Source organism: Falsiroseomonas sp., assembly GCF_051859025.1.
Lineage (GTDB): Bacteria > Pseudomonadota > Alphaproteobacteria > Acetobacterales > Acetobacteraceae > Falsiroseomonas.
In genome coordinates this window covers 85,036-100,729 of sequence record NZ_JBHYGL010000009.1, presented here as the reverse complement: position 1 = coordinate 100,729, position 15,694 = coordinate 85,036, and the positions used below count along the sequence as shown (strand labels likewise).

The 15,694-nt window shown below is 71.3% G+C and carries 15 protein-coding genes; 5 read left to right on the top strand and 10 right to left on the bottom strand.

Annotated features, from left to right (window positions below; genetic code table 11):
• The first annotated feature begins 288 nt into the window (after window positions 1-288).
• The 4 genes from ACTIE5_RS10910 (at window position 289) to ACTIE5_RS10895 (ending at window position 2,876) form a co-directional block, all read left to right on the top strand.
• On the top strand, window positions 289-1,173 hold the full coding sequence (locus ACTIE5_RS10910; protein WP_439549727.1) for a flagellin: 885 nt from the start codon (window positions 289-291) through the stop codon (window positions 1,171-1,173).
• A gap of 103 nt (window positions 1,174-1,276) precedes the next feature.
• Window positions 1,277-1,666, top strand: coding sequence for a flagellar biosynthesis regulator FlaF (locus ACTIE5_RS10905; protein WP_439549726.1), 390 nt, complete (start codon window positions 1,277-1,279; stop codon window positions 1,664-1,666).
• A complete protein-coding gene (locus ACTIE5_RS10900; RefSeq protein WP_439549725.1) occupies window positions 1,663-2,097 on the top strand; it encodes a flagellar biosynthesis repressor FlbT in 435 nt (144 codons plus the stop codon). Before ACTIE5_RS10905 ends, ACTIE5_RS10900 begins: the two co-directional genes overlap by 4 nt.
• A 2-nt stretch (window positions 2,098-2,099) precedes the next feature.
• Window positions 2,100-2,876, top strand: a complete 777-nt coding sequence (locus tag ACTIE5_RS10895; RefSeq protein ID WP_439549724.1) for a DUF1217 domain-containing protein — start codon at window positions 2,100-2,102, stop codon at window positions 2,874-2,876.
• A 105-nt stretch (window positions 2,877-2,981) separates the two neighbouring features.
• On the opposite strand, the gene ACTIE5_RS10890 is transcribed toward ACTIE5_RS10895, so the two are convergent.
• The 10 genes from ACTIE5_RS10890 to ACTIE5_RS10845 form a co-directional block, all read right to left on the bottom strand.
• The gene (locus ACTIE5_RS10890; protein WP_092953847.1) at window positions 2,982-3,725 is read right to left on the bottom strand and encodes a nucleotide-binding protein; all 744 of its coding nucleotides are present in this window, start codon (window positions 3,723-3,725) and stop codon (window positions 2,982-2,984) included.
• A complete protein-coding gene (locus ACTIE5_RS10885; RefSeq protein ID WP_439549723.1) occupies window positions 3,722-4,690 on the bottom strand; it encodes a GTP-binding protein in 969 nt (322 codons plus the stop codon). Before ACTIE5_RS10885 ends, ACTIE5_RS10890 begins: the two co-directional genes overlap by 4 nt.
• 4 nt (window positions 4,691-4,694) lie before the next feature.
• Complete coding sequence (flhA, locus tag ACTIE5_RS10880) at window positions 4,695-6,785, bottom strand: flagellar biosynthesis protein FlhA (protein ID WP_439549722.1); 2,091 nt, start codon at window positions 6,783-6,785, stop codon at window positions 4,695-4,697.
• 3 nt (window positions 6,786-6,788) lie between these two features.
• A complete protein-coding gene (locus ACTIE5_RS10875) occupies window positions 6,789-8,135 on the bottom strand; it encodes a sigma-54 interaction domain-containing protein (protein ID WP_439549721.1) in 1,347 nt (448 codons plus the stop codon).
• A gap of 4 nt (window positions 8,136-8,139) precedes the next feature.
• Window positions 8,140-8,469, bottom strand: coding sequence for a flagellar motor switch protein FliN (fliN, locus tag ACTIE5_RS10870; protein WP_439549720.1), 330 nt, complete (start codon window positions 8,467-8,469; stop codon window positions 8,140-8,142).
• A gap of 10 nt (window positions 8,470-8,479) precedes the next feature.
• The gene (locus ACTIE5_RS10865; protein ID WP_439549719.1) at window positions 8,480-9,160 is read right to left on the bottom strand and encodes a hypothetical protein; all 681 of its coding nucleotides are present in this window, start codon (window positions 9,158-9,160) and stop codon (window positions 8,480-8,482) included.
• Complete coding sequence (fliG, locus tag ACTIE5_RS10860) at window positions 9,157-10,179, bottom strand: flagellar motor switch protein FliG (RefSeq protein WP_439549718.1); 1,023 nt, start codon at window positions 10,177-10,179, stop codon at window positions 9,157-9,159. Before fliG ends, ACTIE5_RS10865 begins: the two co-directional genes overlap by 4 nt.
• Window positions 10,176-11,846, bottom strand: a complete 1,671-nt coding sequence (gene fliF / locus ACTIE5_RS10855) for a flagellar basal-body MS-ring/collar protein FliF (protein ID WP_439549717.1) — start codon at window positions 11,844-11,846, stop codon at window positions 10,176-10,178. Before fliF ends, fliG begins: the two co-directional genes overlap by 4 nt.
• A gap of 235 nt (window positions 11,847-12,081) precedes the next feature.
• Window positions 12,082-12,801: a flagellar hook assembly protein FlgD gene (locus ACTIE5_RS10850; protein WP_439549716.1), complete on the bottom strand. Its 720-nt coding sequence runs from the start codon at window positions 12,799-12,801 to the stop codon at window positions 12,082-12,084.
• 13 nt (window positions 12,802-12,814) lie between these two features.
• The gene (locus tag ACTIE5_RS10845) at window positions 12,815-14,038 is read right to left on the bottom strand and encodes a flagellar hook-length control protein FliK (RefSeq protein ID WP_439549715.1); all 1,224 of its coding nucleotides are present in this window, start codon (window positions 14,036-14,038) and stop codon (window positions 12,815-12,817) included.
• A gap of 317 nt (window positions 14,039-14,355) precedes the next feature.
• Between ACTIE5_RS10845 and flgE the strand changes: the two genes are divergently transcribed.
• A complete protein-coding gene (gene flgE / locus ACTIE5_RS10840) occupies window positions 14,356-15,663 on the top strand; it encodes a flagellar hook protein FlgE (protein WP_439549714.1) in 1,308 nt (435 codons plus the stop codon).
• Window positions 15,664-15,694 lie beyond the last annotated feature (31 nt).

Genomic DNA, 15,694 nt, shown 5'->3' with positions numbered 1-15,694 from the left:
AGACATTTATGGCAGCGCATGGATCGCAGGCATTTGGTGCCGCGGTGTTAATCGGCCCCGGTTCCGACGGGATGCGGACCGACGTCAGGAACGGCGTGTTCCGTCAACACCTGGGCAATAGGTGTGCATCAGCTTCCCCTCACCGCCGCTCCATGAACGAGCGGACCGGATGGTGCCGGGGATGATCCCGAAGGCGACCGTCTTTCCCTTGGTGCCATGCCCCAGAGTGGGCCGCTGGCACCACGCCCCCGGAAGATCCCGGGGCGATGTCGCAAGAGGATGACAACCATGGCTGCCAACTCCGTCATGACGAACTACGGCGCGATGGTCGCGCTGCAGTCCCTCAACCGGACAGCCGACGAAATGTCCACGACGCAGAAGCGCGTCTCCACCGGCCTGCGCGTCGCCGACGCGAAGGACGATGGTGCCGCTTTCGCCGTGGCGCAGAAGGTGCGTGGCGACGTGGCGGGTGTGACCAGCGCGAACGAGCAGCTCGGCAATGCCAAGGGCCTGCTCGACACGACGCTGGCGGGCCTGACGCAGATCGGCTCCGCGCTGAAGGACGTGAAGAGCGTCATGATCAAGCTGGCTGACGACAACGTCACCGGCGACGATCGCCTGAACTACATGAAGCAGTACGACCAGCTCGCCAAGCAGATCGGCCAGTATGTCAACGACGCGACGTACAACGGCAAGACCCTGCTGGGCACCTCGGCGAATGCGGACGGCGCCACCGTCGGTGCCGGCACCGACTTCAACGTCGTGCGCAACGAGAAGGGCGACACCTACAGCTTCAGCGGGCAGGCTTCGGGCGCGTTCGACCTGACGCTGGCTGACGACGTGGATGCGGACCCGACGGATGCCGCGGCGGCTGCCGCGCTCTGGAAGACCGCGCTCGCCGGCAACGCCGCCGGTGACTTCGGTGGCATCGAGGCGCAGACGAACCTGGCGATGGCGACGTACGGCAACGACAGCCGCGCGATCGACAGCCAGATCGCCTACAACAAGGACAAGCTCGACGCGCTCAGCGGTGGCCTCGGCGCCCTGATCGATGCGGACCTGGCCAAGGAAAGCGCCCGCATGCAGTCCCTGCAGATCCGTCAGCAGCTGGGCACCCAGTCGCTCAGCACGGCGAACCAGGCTCCGCAGGCCCTGATGAAGCTCTTCCAGTAAGCCTCGACGGATATGGGCCGGGGAAAACCCCGGCCCATGACCACCTTTCCACCCCTCTCCCTTCCAGGCGCCCTGCGCGCCCTCGCCGAGGAAGACACCGGCCATGCTGTCCGAGGCCCAAGATGTGCCGCGTACCCACGCCGCCCTGGCCTTCCGTGCCTATGGAGTCGCCAAATCCGGCCGCTCCCAGCGTGAGCAGGAGGCGGAGGTCTTCGCGATCCTCGCCGCGCGCCTGCGCGCCGCGATCCGCGACGCGGCCCCCATGGCGGCGATCCGCGCCGCTGCCGATGCACACCGCGTCTTCGTCACGGTCGAATCCATCGTGCTCGACCCGGTTTCCACCCTGCCGCGCGATCTGCGCCTGAACATCGCCAGCGTTGCCCGCCGCGCCGTGAAGGAAGCGAATTCGGACAAGCCCGATCTCGATTTCCTGGCCGCGATTGCCGAGGATTTTGCCGCGGGCCTCGGTGCCCGCCAGAGGACCGATCGATGAGCGCCGCCATGAACACCCCGGGCCGAAACAGCCGCCTGGTGCTGGAATTCCGCGCCGGCGACAAGATGCTCGTCAACGGTGCCGCCCTGCAGTTCCAGACGCGCGCTTCCGTCGTGCTCTCGAATCGCGTCCGCTTCCTGTTCGGCAAGCAGATCCTGGCGCCGAATGATGCGAACACGCCGGCGCGCCGGCTCTACTTCGCCATCCAGGCCGCCTATATCTGCGACGATGCGGAACGTCCGCAGTTCCTGGACCTGGCCCGTGGCCTGGCGGCGGACTACGCCGAGGCCAGCACCTCCCCCACCGTCAAGCGCCTGATCGATCGGGCGACGGAGGAGCTGGAGGAAGGCAAGTGCTGGGAGGCCATGCGCCGCGTGCGGGAACTGTTCCCGCATGACGACGCGATGCTGTCCGCGCCGCCGCAGGAGTAGCGATGATGCTTTCGGGGTCGCAGCTTTCCACGCTGTTCGGGACCACTACCCAGACCGTCACGCTCTCCGCCCCCGAACGCTTCACCTTCTACAAGACCAGCCTCTCCTCCGCGGAGAAGGAGACGGCGCGGCTGAAGAAGGATCCCGCCATCATGCGGGACATGGCGCGGCTCGACCGTGTGTTGGCCAAGGCGAAGACGCCGGCCGACCTGTTCAAGGATACGGAAGCCACGCGCGTCATCCTGCAGGGCCTCGGCCTTGCCGACAATGCGCAGAATGTGGGCCTGGCGAGGCGCGTGCTGATGTCCGATCCCTCGGACAAGAAGTCGCTTGCCGCCACCATGCCGGACAAGCGCTGGAAGGCGGCGGCCGAGAAGCTCGGCTTCGCCAGCACCGGCCTTTCCACGCTGCGCCTGCCCTCCACCCGCCAATCCATCCTGGACGGGCTGGTGGACTACAAGCGCCTGACCGCGATCGAGGAGAAGAGCCAGGCGGTCTCCGACGCGCTCTACCTCAGGACCATGTCCACCACGACCAAGACCGGCGTCTATGACGTGCTGGGCAACAAGGTCCTGCGCCGCATCGCCAGCACCATCGCCGGCCTGCCCAAGGAACTCGCGCTGCAGGAGATAGAGGCCCAGGCGCGGACGCTTCAGCGGGGCTTCAAGCTGGATGACCTGACCGACCCCGCGAAGAAGGAGAAGCTGATCCAGCGCTACCTCACCATCGCGGAGGACAAATCCTCCGTCCAGGCGCCGAATTTCGGCTTCAATATCTGATCGCATCCCCATGGTGGTGACGCGAAGGGCCCGGTGCATCGCGCCGGGCCCTTCCTGCGTGGACCATGCGCTGGCCGACCCCATCCTTCCCGCCGGCCGCGCGCCCTACAGGGCGCGGGCCAGCGCGGTCGCGTCCATCGCCGCCATGGAATTGGGATAGCGCAGCAGCAGTGGCGCCTGCTTGCGGATCGCGTCCGGCACCCGTTCATCGCGCCGCAGGATGCCTGCCACAGGCAGGTTGCGGCGCAGGAAGGTGCGGCAGGCATGCTGCAACGCCGCGGCGGTGCGCCGGCCCGCGGCCTCGTCCCGCGCCTGGTTCACCACCAGCCGCGCATCGCCATCCGGCCGGTCACGGCCATGCAGCTTCAGCACGGCATAGGCATCCGTCAGGCTCGTCGGCTCATCCGTCGTCACCACCAGCAGCGTGTCCGCGACGGCGGCCAGGTGACGGTTCCCCGCCGCCAGCCCGGCGCCGAGATCCAGCACCACCACGTCCCACGCATTGGCGGCGCTGCGCATCAGCAGGCCGACATGCTCGATCGCCTCCGTCGGCAGGTTGGCCATGGCGGTGCCGCCGGAACGGCCGGGCAGCACATCGAACCCGCCCTCCGCATGGTGCAGCACGGCGCCGCGGAAGCTGGCGCGGCCGGACAGCACGTTCATCAGGTCGAGCGACGGTTGCAGGCCGAGCTGCACATCGACATTGGCGAGGCCGAAATCGCCATCGGCCAGCAGCACGCGCAGGCCGCGCTGCGCCAGCGCCTGCGCCAGCGTGATGGAGAGCCAGGTCTTGCCCACGCCCCCCTTGCCGGAAGCCACGGCGATGAGGCGGCCGTTTCCAGCACTCATGATCCCACTCCCTCCCACGCGGAGACTTCGATATGCGAACGCCGCCGCAGGCGCGCGGCCAGCCAGGCCGGCTCCATCATCGTGAGCCCATCCGCGGCCTGCGATCCCGTGCCGGCTTCCGCCAGCGCAAGCCCCGCCGTCGCCGCCGCCGCCAGCACCGCGCCGATGCGGCGGGAGGCATCGAGCCGCGTCGCCACCAGATGCGTGGCACCCAGCGCGCCGAAGGCCCGCGCCACATCCGCGGCTTCCGCGGCATCCATGCTGCCCGGCAGCACCAGCGCGACGGAAGCGCCCGTCACCGCGACCAGGGATGCAATCATGCGCGCCTGGGCGGGGTCGAAGGGATCGCAGCCGGCGGTGTCGATCAGTACGGGCTGGCCGGGGCTGCGCTGTTCCATGGCCAGCGCCACCGCGGCCGGCGTCAGCGCCACGGCCAGCGTCGCGCCCAGCAGCTGCGTGAAGGCTGCCAGCTGTTCGGCGGCGGCGGGGCGTTCGCCATCGGCGCTGATCACCAGCGGCGGCTCTTCGCCTTCCAGCACCCGCCGCGCCGCCAGCTTGGCGCAGGTCAGCGTCTTGCCGGCGCCGGGCGGGCCGGCCAGCAGCAGCGGCCGCGCCACGCCATCCGGCAGCCGCGCGAAACGCAGGCTGGCTTCCAGGGATGCTTCCAGCGGCGCGGCACAAAGCCGGCGCGCCAGCGCATCCGGCACGCGATGGAAATCGAGCGCGATCGCCGCGCTGTCATCCTGCCGCCGCTGATGGCAGGCGGCCGGCAGCGGCGCGCGGGGACGCGGGCCGATCAGCACCGGCAGTTCCTCATCCTCATCATCGAGGTCGAGGCCGCCCGTCACCTCGACGCCGCCATTCACCGGGCGGCTCGACAGCAGGGCCGCATCGGGACCCAGCTCATCGCGCAGCCGCGCCATCGCCTCCGGCATGGAGGCCGCCTTCAACACCCGGATGCGCATGGGATCAGACCTGTCCGAGGGTGCGGATGCGGGCGCGCGAGTGGATCTCGCCCTGCGCCATCACCGTGGTCATGGGGCGGAAGCGTTCCACCACGGCGCGGACATGCGCCCGGATGGCGCCGGAACAGACCACCACCGGCGTCTCCCCCTGCGCCGCCGCCTGGTCCAGCGTATCGCGCAGGCGGCGGACGAATTCCGTGAGGCGGGAGGGCGCCATGGCGAGCTGCCGATCCTCGGCCGGGCCGACCAGGGCCTCGCCGAAGGCGGCTTCCCATTCGGCGCTCAGCGAGACCAGCGGCACATGCCCGGCCGGGGCGCGCGCCGCATCGGTAAGCTGCCGCGCCAGGCGCAGCCGGACCGTGGCGACGATGGAGGGCACCGCGCGGGCGCCGGCGGAACAGGCTTCCTGCACGCCTTCCAGGATGGTCGGCAGGTCGCGGATCGACACGCGCTCCGCCAGCAGGGTCTGCAGCACGCGCTGCACCGTGCCCATGCTGGCCTGGGCGGGGATCATCTCCTGCACGATGCGGCGCTGTTCGTCCGGCAGGCCGTCCAGCAGCCTGCGCGTATCGGCGTGGGACAGCAGCTCCGCCATGTTCTCGCGCATGATTTCCGTCAGATGCGTGGCCAGCACGCCGGCGGCATCCACCACCGTGCAGCCGCGCGCCAGCGCTTCCTCCCGCTGCTGCTCCTCGATCCACACCGCGGGCAGGCCGAAGGCGGGTTCCTGGCAGCGTTCGCCGCGCAGCGTCGGCTCCCCGCCCGAAGGATCGATCGCGAGCAACTGGGAAGCGCGCAGCGAGCCGCGGCCGGCTTCCACTTCCTTGATGCGGATCAGGTACTGGTCAGGCTCCAGCGTCAGATTGTCCTGCACGCGGATGGAGGGGAGCATGAAGCCCATCTCCCCGGCCAAGGTGCGGCGCAGCGCGCGGATCTGGTCCGTCATCCGCGGTGCATCGCCGGCCGCCAGCGACAGCAAGCCGTAGCCGAGCTCCACGCGCACGCCATCCACGCGGAGCGCTTCCTGCGCCTGCGCTTCCTCCGCCGCCGGGCTGCCCGGCGCGGCGGCGGCCATGGCGGCTTCCACCGGCTTCTCCTTGCCATGCGCGCGGCCGATCCAGGCGGCACCACCGGCGGCGCCGGCCAGGGCCAGGAAGGGCAGCATCGGCATGCCGGGCATCAGCGCCATCAGCACCGCGCCACCGGCCGCGATGGCCAGCGGCTTGGGCGCGGAGCCGAGCTGCGTCGCCAGCAGCTGGTCGGCACGTCCTTCCGCACCAGCCTTCGTCACCACGATGCCGGCGGCGACGGAGACGAGCAGGGACGGGATCTGGCTGACCAGGCCGTCGCCGACCGTGAGCAGGGAGTAGGACTGCACCGCATCGCCCAGCGGCATGCCGTGGCGGCCAAGCCCGATGGCGAGCCCACCCAGCAGGTTCACGAAGGTCACGAGGATGCCGGCGATGGCATCGCCGCGGACGAATTTTGCGGCACCGTCCATGGCACCGTAGAAGCTGCTCTCCTGTTCCAGCTCCCGCCGCCGGCGGCGCGATTCGGTCTCGTCGATGATGCCGGCGGAGAGATCGGCATCGATCGCCATCTGCTTGCCCGGCATGGCGTCCAGGCTGAACCGCGCGGCGACTTCGGCGATGCGGCCCGAACCCTTGGTGACGACCATGAAGTTCACGAGGAGCAGGATGGCGAAGATCACCAGACCCACCAGCACGTCGCCGCCCATCAGGAAGGCGCCGAAGGCGGATACCACCTGCCCCGCCCCCGCCGGGCCTTCATGGCCATGCGTCAGGATGGCGCGCGTGGTCGCGACATTGAGACCGAGGCGCAGCAGCGTCGTCAGCAGCAGCACGGTCGGGAAGCTGGTGAATTCCAGCGGCCGCTGCAGGAACAGCGCCACCATCAGCACGAGGACAGAGGAGGTGATGGAAATGGCCAGGCCGAAATCCAGCAGCACCGTCGGCAGCGGCACCAGCATGACCGCGATCAGCGCGACCACGCCCAGCGCCAGGGCGATATCGCCGCCCGGCCGCGCATTGGACATCCACCCCGGCACGGAAAGCCGCGTCGTCGTCGTGCTCATCGATCAATCCACCGCATAGCCGGGCGCCGCAGGCACGGAGAGGCCGGATGCGCGATAGTCATGGATCTTGTTGCGCAGCGCGCGGATGGAGATGCCGAGGATCTCGGCCGCCCGCGTGCGGTTGCCGAGGCAATGCGACAGCGTGCCGATGATGAGGTCGCGCTCCACTTCTTCCACCTTGCGGCCCACCAGGCCCTCGACGCTGCCCTGGGCGGGGGTGGGGGCGGTGGCAGCCATCGGCGCGCAGGGGGCAAGCTCGATCGCCTCCGGCCCGATATCGGTGCCTTCCGCCAGCAGCACCGCGCGATGCACGGCGTTCTCCAGCTCCCGCACATTGCCCGGCCAGGGATGGCGCAGCAGCGCGGCGCGTGCGGCCATCGAGAACAGGCGGCGGCCGAGGCCATTCGCATCGGCGTAGCGGCGGGCGAAATGCTCTGCCAGCGGCAGGATGTCCGAAGGACGCTCCCGCAGCGGCGGCAGCTTGAGGCGCACGACATCGAGGCGGAAATACAGATCCTCACGGAACCGCCCGGCGCGGACTTCGGCGGCCAGGTCACGGTTGGTCGCGGCCAGAATGCGGACATCCACGCGCACGGGGCGCGTGCCGCCCAACCGATCCACTTCCCGTTCCTGGATCGCGCGCAGGAGCTTGGCCTGCAGGCGCGGGTCCATCTCCCCGATCTCGTCCAGCAGCAGCGTGCCGCCATCGGCCTGTTCGAACTTGCCGCGGCGGGCGGCGACGGCACCGCTGAAGGCGCCCTTCTCATGGCCGAACAGCTCGGATTCCAGCAGCGCCTCCGGCAGCGCGGCGCAGTTCAGCGCCACGAAGGGGCCACGGGCGCGGCGGCTGGCGGCGTGGATGTGGCGCGCCAGCACTTCCTTGCCAGTGCCGCTTTCGCCGGTGATCAGCACGCTGGCATCAGCCCGCGCCACCTGGTTGGCGCGCGCCAGCACCGCCAGCATGGCGGGGTCGCGCGCCACCGGCGCCTGCGTGCCTTCCCCGTGACCGGCGGCGGCTTCCAGCATGGCGGCGATCAGGTCCGCATCCGGCGGCAACGGAAGAAAATCCCGCGCGCCGGCACGGACGGCGGCGATCGCCTCCGCCGCCGATTCCTCCGGCCCACAGGCGATCACGGGACAGGCGATCCGTTCCGCCGCCAAGCCGCGCAGCAGGCCGGCGACATCGTGGCCGACATGGCACAGCACGAGGTCCGCACCGGGCCCGCGCAGATGCGCCAGCGCCGCGCCCAGATGGTCCGCCTGCGCGATCGCCGCACCGCGGGACTGCGCCATGCGCGCGGCGACGCCGAGCGGACCGGACAGCGCGCCGAGGATCAGCAGGCGGGACATCGGATCACCCCGCCCTGTCGGTCTTGACGATCTCGGTCATCGTGATGCCTAGGCGATTGTCGCCCACCATCACCACTTCCCCGCGGGCGACGAGGCGGTTGTTGACATAGATGTCCACCGCCTCCCCCAGCTTGCGGTCCAGCTCGATCATCGCGCCGCGGCCGAGCTTCAGCAGCTGGCTTACCTGCATCGTCGCGCGGCCGAGCACGGCGCTGACCTGCACGGGGATGTCGTAGATGGCGCCGAGGTCGCCGCTGCCTTGCGCGGCGCGGCGGATCGCCGGGTCCACTTCCTTCAGCTCGTCCAGCACCAGGGGATTGCGCGTCTCGCTCATGGGTCTCTCCCTACGCCAGGCCGAAGCCAGCGAATGCGTCCATCACCACGCGGCGCGCCGCTTCCGCGTGCCGCGCCGCTTCTCCGCCACGCCAGGATGCGCGGGCATCGCCGCGCGCCAGCGTCGCATCCGCATGCACTTCAAGCCGCGGCTGGTCGGCGAAGCGGGCGGCGACGGGGGCCACCAGGTCCGGCGCCACGCGCAGCGCCACGCTGGGCTCGCCCGCCAGGCAGGGCAGCAGCCCTTCGGCGAAGCGGATCACCTCCGCCTCCCCGCATCGCGCCGCCAGCGTCGGCAGCGCGGCCAGCACCGCGGCCAGGGCAGCACGAGCCACCGCATCCGCCGTCTCCTCCGCGACCTCCCGCGCTTCCGCCACGCCGAGCGACAGGGCGGAAGCCGCATCGCGCAGCGTCGCCGCGGTCGCGGCCTCGATGCTGCGCATCGCCTCCTCCCGCCCGGCGTCGCGGCCGGCGGCGAAGCCCTCGGCGCGCGCCGCTGCCAGCAGGGCGGGCAGCGGATCGGGCTCGGGCTCCGGCGCGGGCTCCGGCTCCGGCGCGCAGACGACCGGCTCCTGCTCGCTGAAATCATCCAGGGAGAAGGCGTAGGGCGTGCCGGCAAGGGCGGAGCTGCGGGAGAGCGGGCGGGGCAGCGCGGCGTACCAGCCGGCGCCCCCTTCGTCGGGCGTGCTCATTCCACCATCATCTCCTGTCCGCCGTCGGTCAGGCGCAGCGCGCCCTGCTGGGAGAGGTCCTTGGCCAGCGCGACGATGATCGCCTGCGCTTCCTCGACATCCTTGAGGCGCACGGGGCCGAGGGCCGCGATGTCGTCGCGCAGCATGCGGCCGGCGCGTTCGGACATGCCGCGCAGGAACAGCTCGCGCAGCTGCTCGGACGCGCCCTTCAGCGCGATCGCCAGCTTGTCCTTCTCCACCGCGCGCAGCAGCACCGGGATGCCGTTGGCGTCGAGGCGCTTCAGATCCTCGAAGGTGAACATCAGCTGGCGGATGCGGGACGCGCTGTCGTCGGACACGCCTTCCAGCGCCGCCATCATGCGGTTCTCGGTGGAACGGTCGAGGTTGTTGAAGATCTCGGCCATCAGCTCATGCGGGTCGCGGCGCGTGGCGCGCGCCAGGTTCGACATGAACTCCGCCTTCAGCGTGCGCTCGACGCCTTCCAGCGCCTCCGCCTGCGGGCTTTCCATGCGCAGCATGCGCATGACGACTTCCATGGAGAAGGCTTCGGGCAGCAGCGACAGCACGCGCGCCGCGTGATCCGGCCGGATGCGGGACAGCACCACGGCGACGGTCTGCGGGTATTCGTTCTTCAGGTAGTTCGCCAGCACGTTCTCATTCACGTTGCCGAGCTTGTCCCACATGGTCCGCCCGGCCGGGCCGCGCAGCTCATCCATGATCAGGGAGACGCGTTCCTTGGGCAGCGAGCGCAGCAGCAGCCGCTCGGTCGCCTCCCACCCGCCCATCAGCGACCCGGCATCGCCCAGCGCGTCGCTGAACTCGTTGCAGAGCTGTTCGACGGTGGGGGCGGAGACGGGGCCAAGGGACGCCATGGCGGCGGAGACGTCGCGCACCTCGTCGTCATGCATGCGGCCGAGCAGCATGGCCGCCCGTTCCTCGCCCAGCGCCAGCATCAGCACGGCGGCCTTGTGGGGGCCGGACAACGATGCGGTCGCGGCGTTGGAATAGGTCATGCTCATCGACGATCCTCCGGCGACAGCCAGCGGCGGATCAGGGCCAGCGCCTCATCCGGATGCTTGTCGACCAGGCCCGAGACGCGGCTGAGCGAGGAGGCGCGGAGCTGGCCCTGCACCATCGCGACATCGACATATTCCTCGGCGGCCGGTGCTTCATTGGCATTGGCGGGGCCGGGCAGCGCGCCAGCCGACGCTGGGGCGATGGCGCCGCCTTCCGCCGCCAGCATCGCGCCGCCGCCCGCCGCCAGCGCCGGCTGCGGCTGCATGGAGGCGGTGATGCGCGACACCACGGGGCGGCCCAGCAGCAGCAGCGCCATCAGGGCCACCAGCGCCAGCAGCGCGCTTTCCGTCAGGCGCGTCACCACCGCCGGCGTCAGCAGCGTGGCCAGCAGGGTCGGCGCATCCTCCGCCGCCGGGCCGCCCATCGGCTCCGCGAAGCGCAGGCTCGCGACCTCCAGCCGGTCGCCGCGGCGTTCGTCGAAGCCGATGGCGCCGCGCACCAGGGCGGCGATGCGGTCCAGCTCCTCCCGGTTCCGTTCGCGGAAGCGCGGCGCGGTGGCGCCATCGCCCGGGTCCATCACGCCATCGACCAGCACGGCGACGGACAGGCGCTTCAGCACGGGGGCCTGGCGCACCGTGGTGCGGCTGGTCTGGCCGATCTCGAAATTGGTCGTCTCCTCCTGCTTGTTCTCGGAGGATTGCGGGCCGGAGGATTGCGTCGTCGGCGCGCCCGGCAGCTGGTTGGCGACGGAGACGTTCTGCGGTTCGCCGCTCCGGTTCGATTCGGTGGAGGAGGAGGTGCTGCGCGGCACCTGGTTGTCCGGGTCGAAGCGCTGCTCGGTGATCTGCACGCGGTCGGTATCCAGCTCGACCGTCGCCTCCACCCGCACCCGGCCGGTGCCGAGGGTGCGTTCCAGCATCTCCTCCACCCCGCGGGCGATCCGCATCTCCTGCGCGCGCTTCATCTCCTCCGCGCTCAGCGCCATGCCCTGTTCGGAACCGGGCAGCGCCTGGCCGCCGCGCGCCAGCAATTCGGCGCGGCCATCGACGATGGAGACGTTCTGCGGCTTCAGGCCCGGCACGGCGGCGGAGACGAGGTGCAGCACCGCCTGCACGCCTTCCCGGTCCAGCCGCTGGCTGCCGCGCATCTGCAGCACCACGCTCGCCTGCGCCTCGCCACGCTCGCGGGAGAAGGGCTCCCGCCGCGGCATCACCAGGTGGACGCGGGCGGCGGAGACGCCGTGGAGCGTGCGGATCGACCGCGCGATCTCCCCTTCCAGGGCGCGCACGCGGTTGAGGTCCTGCTGGAAGGGCGTGGCGGTCAGGCCGCCCTGGCGGTCGAAGATCTCATAGCCGACGGAGCCGCCGGCGGGGATGCCATCGCGGGCGAGCTGCAGGCGGAGGCGGGCGACCTGTTCGGTCGGCACCATCACCTCCGCGCCATTCTGGCTGATGCGGTGGGGCACGCGGGCGCGTTCCAGCGCCTGGACCACCTGCGCGGCATCACGCTGGTCGAGATCGCCGTAGAGCAGCGCCATCGGCACATCGGCGCTGCGCAGCGCCAGGAAGCCGATGATACCGAGCGTCGCCAGAGCGACGAAGCCCAGCGCGATCAACCGCGCGGGGCCGAGGCCACGGAGAACCACCAGAAGGTTGCCGAGGCCACCCATTACCGCCCCGCCTTCATGCCCGTTGCCAGCTTGCGCACCATGCGATCTCCCGGGCGGCGTCCTGCCGCGCGGTGGGCATCTTCTGCCGGGTGCCTTTACCTCCTGTTAACCGCGGCTCGTTCCGGCAGCATCGCTTACTGAGTCATTTCAAGGCGAAACAACGCCCGGCAAGCCATTGATTCCGGGGGCGTGGCACCGGCAATCCCTGCCGGGTACCCCGCCCCCGGGGTCGCCATCACCGCACGCGGCGTAACGAATCGAAGCCGGTTGTCATGGCGCCGACGGCCAGTTGCACGCCGTCCCTGTCCTGGGAGATGCCGGTCACGGTGCCCGCCACCACGGCGGACAGGGCGCCGGTGGTGCCGCCGGTCGCGTCCACCCCCGTCACGCTCAGCCCGAAGCGGCCATCGGCCAGCCCGCGGCCCTGCGCGTTCTTGCCATCCCAGCTCCAGCCGGTGGCGGCAGAGCCGAGCGGCACGACGGCATCGCGGATCACCGCGCCGGTGCTGTCCGTCAGCGCCACCCGGGCGCGCGTGACGTTGCCGGAGGCCGGCGGCAGCCGCACTTCCTGCGCCGTGCCGTTGGAGAGTTGCAGATGGTCGGCGGAGACCTCCACCTCCCGCCCCATCATCGGCGTCGCCGCGACGAGGGCGGAGGTGCGTTGCAGGCCGAGCAGCGCTTCCATGTGCTGGTTGGTGGCGATCTGCTGCTCCACCCCCGCGAATTGCGCGAGCTGCTGCGTCAGCTGGTTGGGGTCCATGGGCTGGGTCGGGTCCTGGTGCCGCAGCTGCGTGGTCAGCAGCTTCAGGAAGGTCGTCATGTCGCCGCCGAGCGACCGCGCCGCATTGGCGGCGGCGGAACTCGTCGCCGCATTGGCGGTGGCGGTGCTGGTGGCCGTGGCGGCACCGGTGGTGCTGCGCGTCGCGGTGGCGGTGGCGGTGGTTGCGGTGGTCATCAGGATCCTCCCTTCAGAGAGCAACGTCGAGCAGCCCGCGCGCGACCAGGCGCTGGGGTGCGATGGCAACCATGTCGGCGCCGGCGGCGCCGCGCTGAACCCAGGGCTGGGCCGGGCCGCGCCCATCCTCGGCGCCCTGCCGGCCACCGCCCTGCCCCTGGCCGCCGCGCTGTCCCGGCTCCCCCAGGCTCATGCTGAGCGTGTCGGCTTTGGTATCGATCCCGGCGGCCTGCAGGGCCTGCTCGATCGCGCCGCGGTCGCGCGCCAGCAGCATCAGCGTCTCCGGCCGCTCCACCAGGATGCGCACCTGCGTGCGGCCGTCCCGGCTGGCTTCCACCGCCACCTCCACGCCGCCGAGTTCGGCCGGGCGCAGCTGGACGATGAGGCGGGAGGCGTCGCCGCCCTTGGCGACCTGCGCCAGGATCACCGGCGCCAGCTGCTGCGCGGGAACCGCAGCGGCATGGGCGTAGGGGCGCTGGGCGGCGGCAGGGGCTTCCGGCGGCGGGGCGGCCGCCAGCGCCTGGTGGGGGCTGGCGGCGGGCACGGGCGCGGCGTCCGGCTGGGGCCCCGGCTGGAGTGCCGCCAGGCCGGGCTCCGGCGGGGTGTCGGCCGTGGCGGCCTTGGTGGCGATGTCAGGCTGGGTGCGCGTCGCGTCGCCGGTCGCGGGGGCCGGGGGCTGCGCGGCCTCCGCGGCGCCGGGCTGGTCGGGCACGCCCGCGGACGGCTCGGTGCGGGCGGATGCCGCAGCGGCGCCACCGGGCTGGGAGGATGAGGGGATCGTGGATGCCAGCGTGGCCGCCATCGCCATGCCAACCGCCGCCTCGCCGGCCGCCACGGGTCGCGGGGGCGGGGCGCCCGGCATCGCGGCACCGGGGAGGGCGGCGTCGGCCAGGGCCGCTTCGGGCAAGGCGGCGCGCTCCGCGTTCTCACCCGCCTCGGCCGTTCCCTCCGCCCCAGGCTTGCCGGTGCCCTCGGCCTCAAGAGGCGCCTCTGCGGCCATGGCGGCCAGGCGGGGCGCGGGGTCTCCATCGGTGGCGGGCGGGGGGTGCACCGGCTCCGCCTGGGCCTGCGGGGATGCCTCGCCCGCCTGGTACCGGGCCGTCTTGTCCAGGGCCGCCGGTGCCTCCGCCGCGTCGAGCGCAGCCGCGAAGCCACCGCGGGATGGCGCCGCCGCGGCATCGGAGGAGCGGGAGGCAGCAGCGGGAGGGGAAGCCGGGGTCGGGACGGGGGACAGCATGATCGGTGGTGATCCGTGGCAAAGGTGCCGAAGCTGTGAACAGCAATGAACGGGCCACCCGCCCCTTCACGCCCTGCCAAGGATTCCGTCCCGCCACGGTCGCCCTGGGTGGCGATTCCGGCCCGGCCAAGGATGCCGGGCCGGCATCTATTGCCGGGCGGTCAACGCCGCCTGGCCCCGTAAACCTGGCCATAAAGCTTGTCTCGGGTTCTGGCACGGACCTTGCGCTGTCCCTGGCACCGCCACCCCTCGCCTTCCCGGGCGACAGGACCGGCGATCAACCCTCGGGCGAACCCACAGGAACCAAGGTCAGCCGCATGTCCCTCTTCAACTCCCTCGCCACCGCCGTCTCCGGCATGAATGCCCAGGGCCGGGCCATCGCGAACATCTCGGACAACGTCGCGAACAGCCAGACCACGGGGTACAAGCGCCTCGACACCAATTTCGAGGACATGGTCGTCAACGCCGGCACCAGCCGCTTCACCGGCGGCGTGGTCGCCAACACCGTCGCCACCAATGACGTGCAGGGCACGATCAGCCAGGTGGACAACCCCCTGGCGATGGCGATCAGCGGCCGCGGCTTCTTCAGCGTGGCGCGCCCGATCGCCAGCGCGGCGGGGGAGACCAGTTTCGACAGCCGCGCCATGTTCACCCGCGCCGGCGATTTCCGCATGAACAGCGAGGGCTACCTGCAGAATGGCAGCGGCGACGTGCTGCAGGGCTGGTCCGTGGACCCCGCCACCGGCCGGCCGGACGCCACGCGCCTGTCCCCCATCCGGATCGACCGCGCCGGCCTGCCGCCGGAGCCGACGGAGGCCGTGACGCTGTCCGCCAACCTGCCGGCCGGCGCCGCCACCGGCGCCAGGGGATCGACCCAGGCGCAGGTCTTCGACCAGCTTGGCAACCTCCATCCCCTCGATCTCGGCTGGACGCGCGGCGCCGATGACAACAGCTGGACGCTGGCGGTGACGCGCCCCGCGCCGGGCGGCGGCCAGGCGGCGGAACTCGGCACCTTCACGGTGAATTTCGGCACCAATGGTGCCCCAGCCGGCACGATCGGGGAGGTGCTGGACGGCGCCGGCAACACGGTCGGCCGCTTCGACCCCGTGAACCCCGCCAATGCCCTGCTGAACGTCACCGGCAATTTCGGCGGCACCGACCAGGCCATCGACATCGACCTCGGCCGCTTCGGTTCCACCCAGGGCGTCACGCAATATGGCGGCGCGGCCTATGAGCTGCGCAGCGTGTCCCGCGATGGCGGCCCGGCCGGCGCCTTCGCCTCCGTCAGCACCCAGGCCGATGGGAAGGTCGTGGTGAACTACGACAATGGCGAAAGCCGCACCGTCGCGCAGGTGCCGGTGGTGAGCTTCGCCGACCCGGACGCGCTGGAACGGCTGGACGGCCAGGCCTTCGCCGCGACGCAGGAGGCCGGCCGCCAGCAGGTCTCCGCCATCGGCGCCAACGGCACCGGTACCTTGCAGGCCGGCGCGGTGGAGGGCGCGAATGTCGACATCGCCGCCGAATTTTCCAAGCTGATCGTCGCCCAGCGCGCCTATTCCGCCAACACCAAGCTGGTGACGACGGCGGATGAGCTGCTGCAGGAAACGGTCAACCTGAAGCGCTGACGCGGCACCCGATGGCGGGGGGTGGCGAGGA

Excerpts from the sequence above, each read along its gene's own strand:
- ACTIE5_RS10910 (WP_439549727.1), top strand. The coding sequence starts at position 289 with ATGGCTGCCAACTCCGTCATGACGAACTACGGCGCGATGGTCGCGCTG.
- ACTIE5_RS10905 (WP_439549726.1), top strand. The coding sequence starts at position 1,277 with ATGCTGTCCGAGGCCCAAGATGTGCCGCGTACCCACGCCGCCCTGGCC.
- ACTIE5_RS10900 (WP_439549725.1), top strand. The coding sequence starts at position 1,663 with ATGAGCGCCGCCATGAACACCCCGGGCCGAAACAGCCGCCTGGTGCTG.
- ACTIE5_RS10895 (WP_439549724.1), top strand. The coding sequence starts at position 2,100 with ATGATGCTTTCGGGGTCGCAGCTTTCCACGCTGTTCGGGACCACTACC.
- ACTIE5_RS10890 (WP_092953847.1), bottom strand. The coding sequence starts at position 3,725 with ATGAGTGCTGGAAACGGCCGCCTCATCGCCGTGGCTTCCGGCAAGGGG.
- ACTIE5_RS10885 (WP_439549723.1), bottom strand. The coding sequence starts at position 4,690 with ATGCGCATCCGGGTGTTGAAGGCGGCCTCCATGCCGGAGGCGATGGCG.
- flhA (WP_439549722.1), bottom strand. The coding sequence starts at position 6,785 with ATGAGCACGACGACGACGCGGCTTTCCGTGCCGGGGTGGATGTCCAAT.
- ACTIE5_RS10875 (WP_439549721.1), bottom strand. The coding sequence starts at position 8,135 with ATGTCCCGCCTGCTGATCCTCGGCGCGCTGTCCGGTCCGCTCGGCGTC.
- fliN (WP_439549720.1), bottom strand. The coding sequence starts at position 8,469 with ATGAGCGAGACGCGCAATCCCCTGGTGCTGGACGAGCTGAAGGAAGTG.
- ACTIE5_RS10865 (WP_439549719.1), bottom strand. The coding sequence starts at position 9,160 with ATGAGCACGCCCGACGAAGGGGGCGCCGGCTGGTACGCCGCGCTGCCC.
- fliG (WP_439549718.1), bottom strand. The coding sequence starts at position 10,179 with ATGAGCATGACCTATTCCAACGCCGCGACCGCATCGTTGTCCGGCCCC.
- fliF (WP_439549717.1), bottom strand. The coding sequence starts at position 11,846 with ATGGGTGGCCTCGGCAACCTTCTGGTGGTTCTCCGTGGCCTCGGCCCC.
- ACTIE5_RS10850 (WP_439549716.1), bottom strand. The coding sequence starts at position 12,801 with ATGACCACCGCAACCACCGCCACCGCCACCGCGACGCGCAGCACCACC.
- ACTIE5_RS10845 (WP_439549715.1), bottom strand. The coding sequence starts at position 14,038 with ATGCTGTCCCCCGTCCCGACCCCGGCTTCCCCTCCCGCTGCTGCCTCC.
- flgE (WP_439549714.1), top strand. The coding sequence starts at position 14,356 with ATGTCCCTCTTCAACTCCCTCGCCACCGCCGTCTCCGGCATGAATGCC.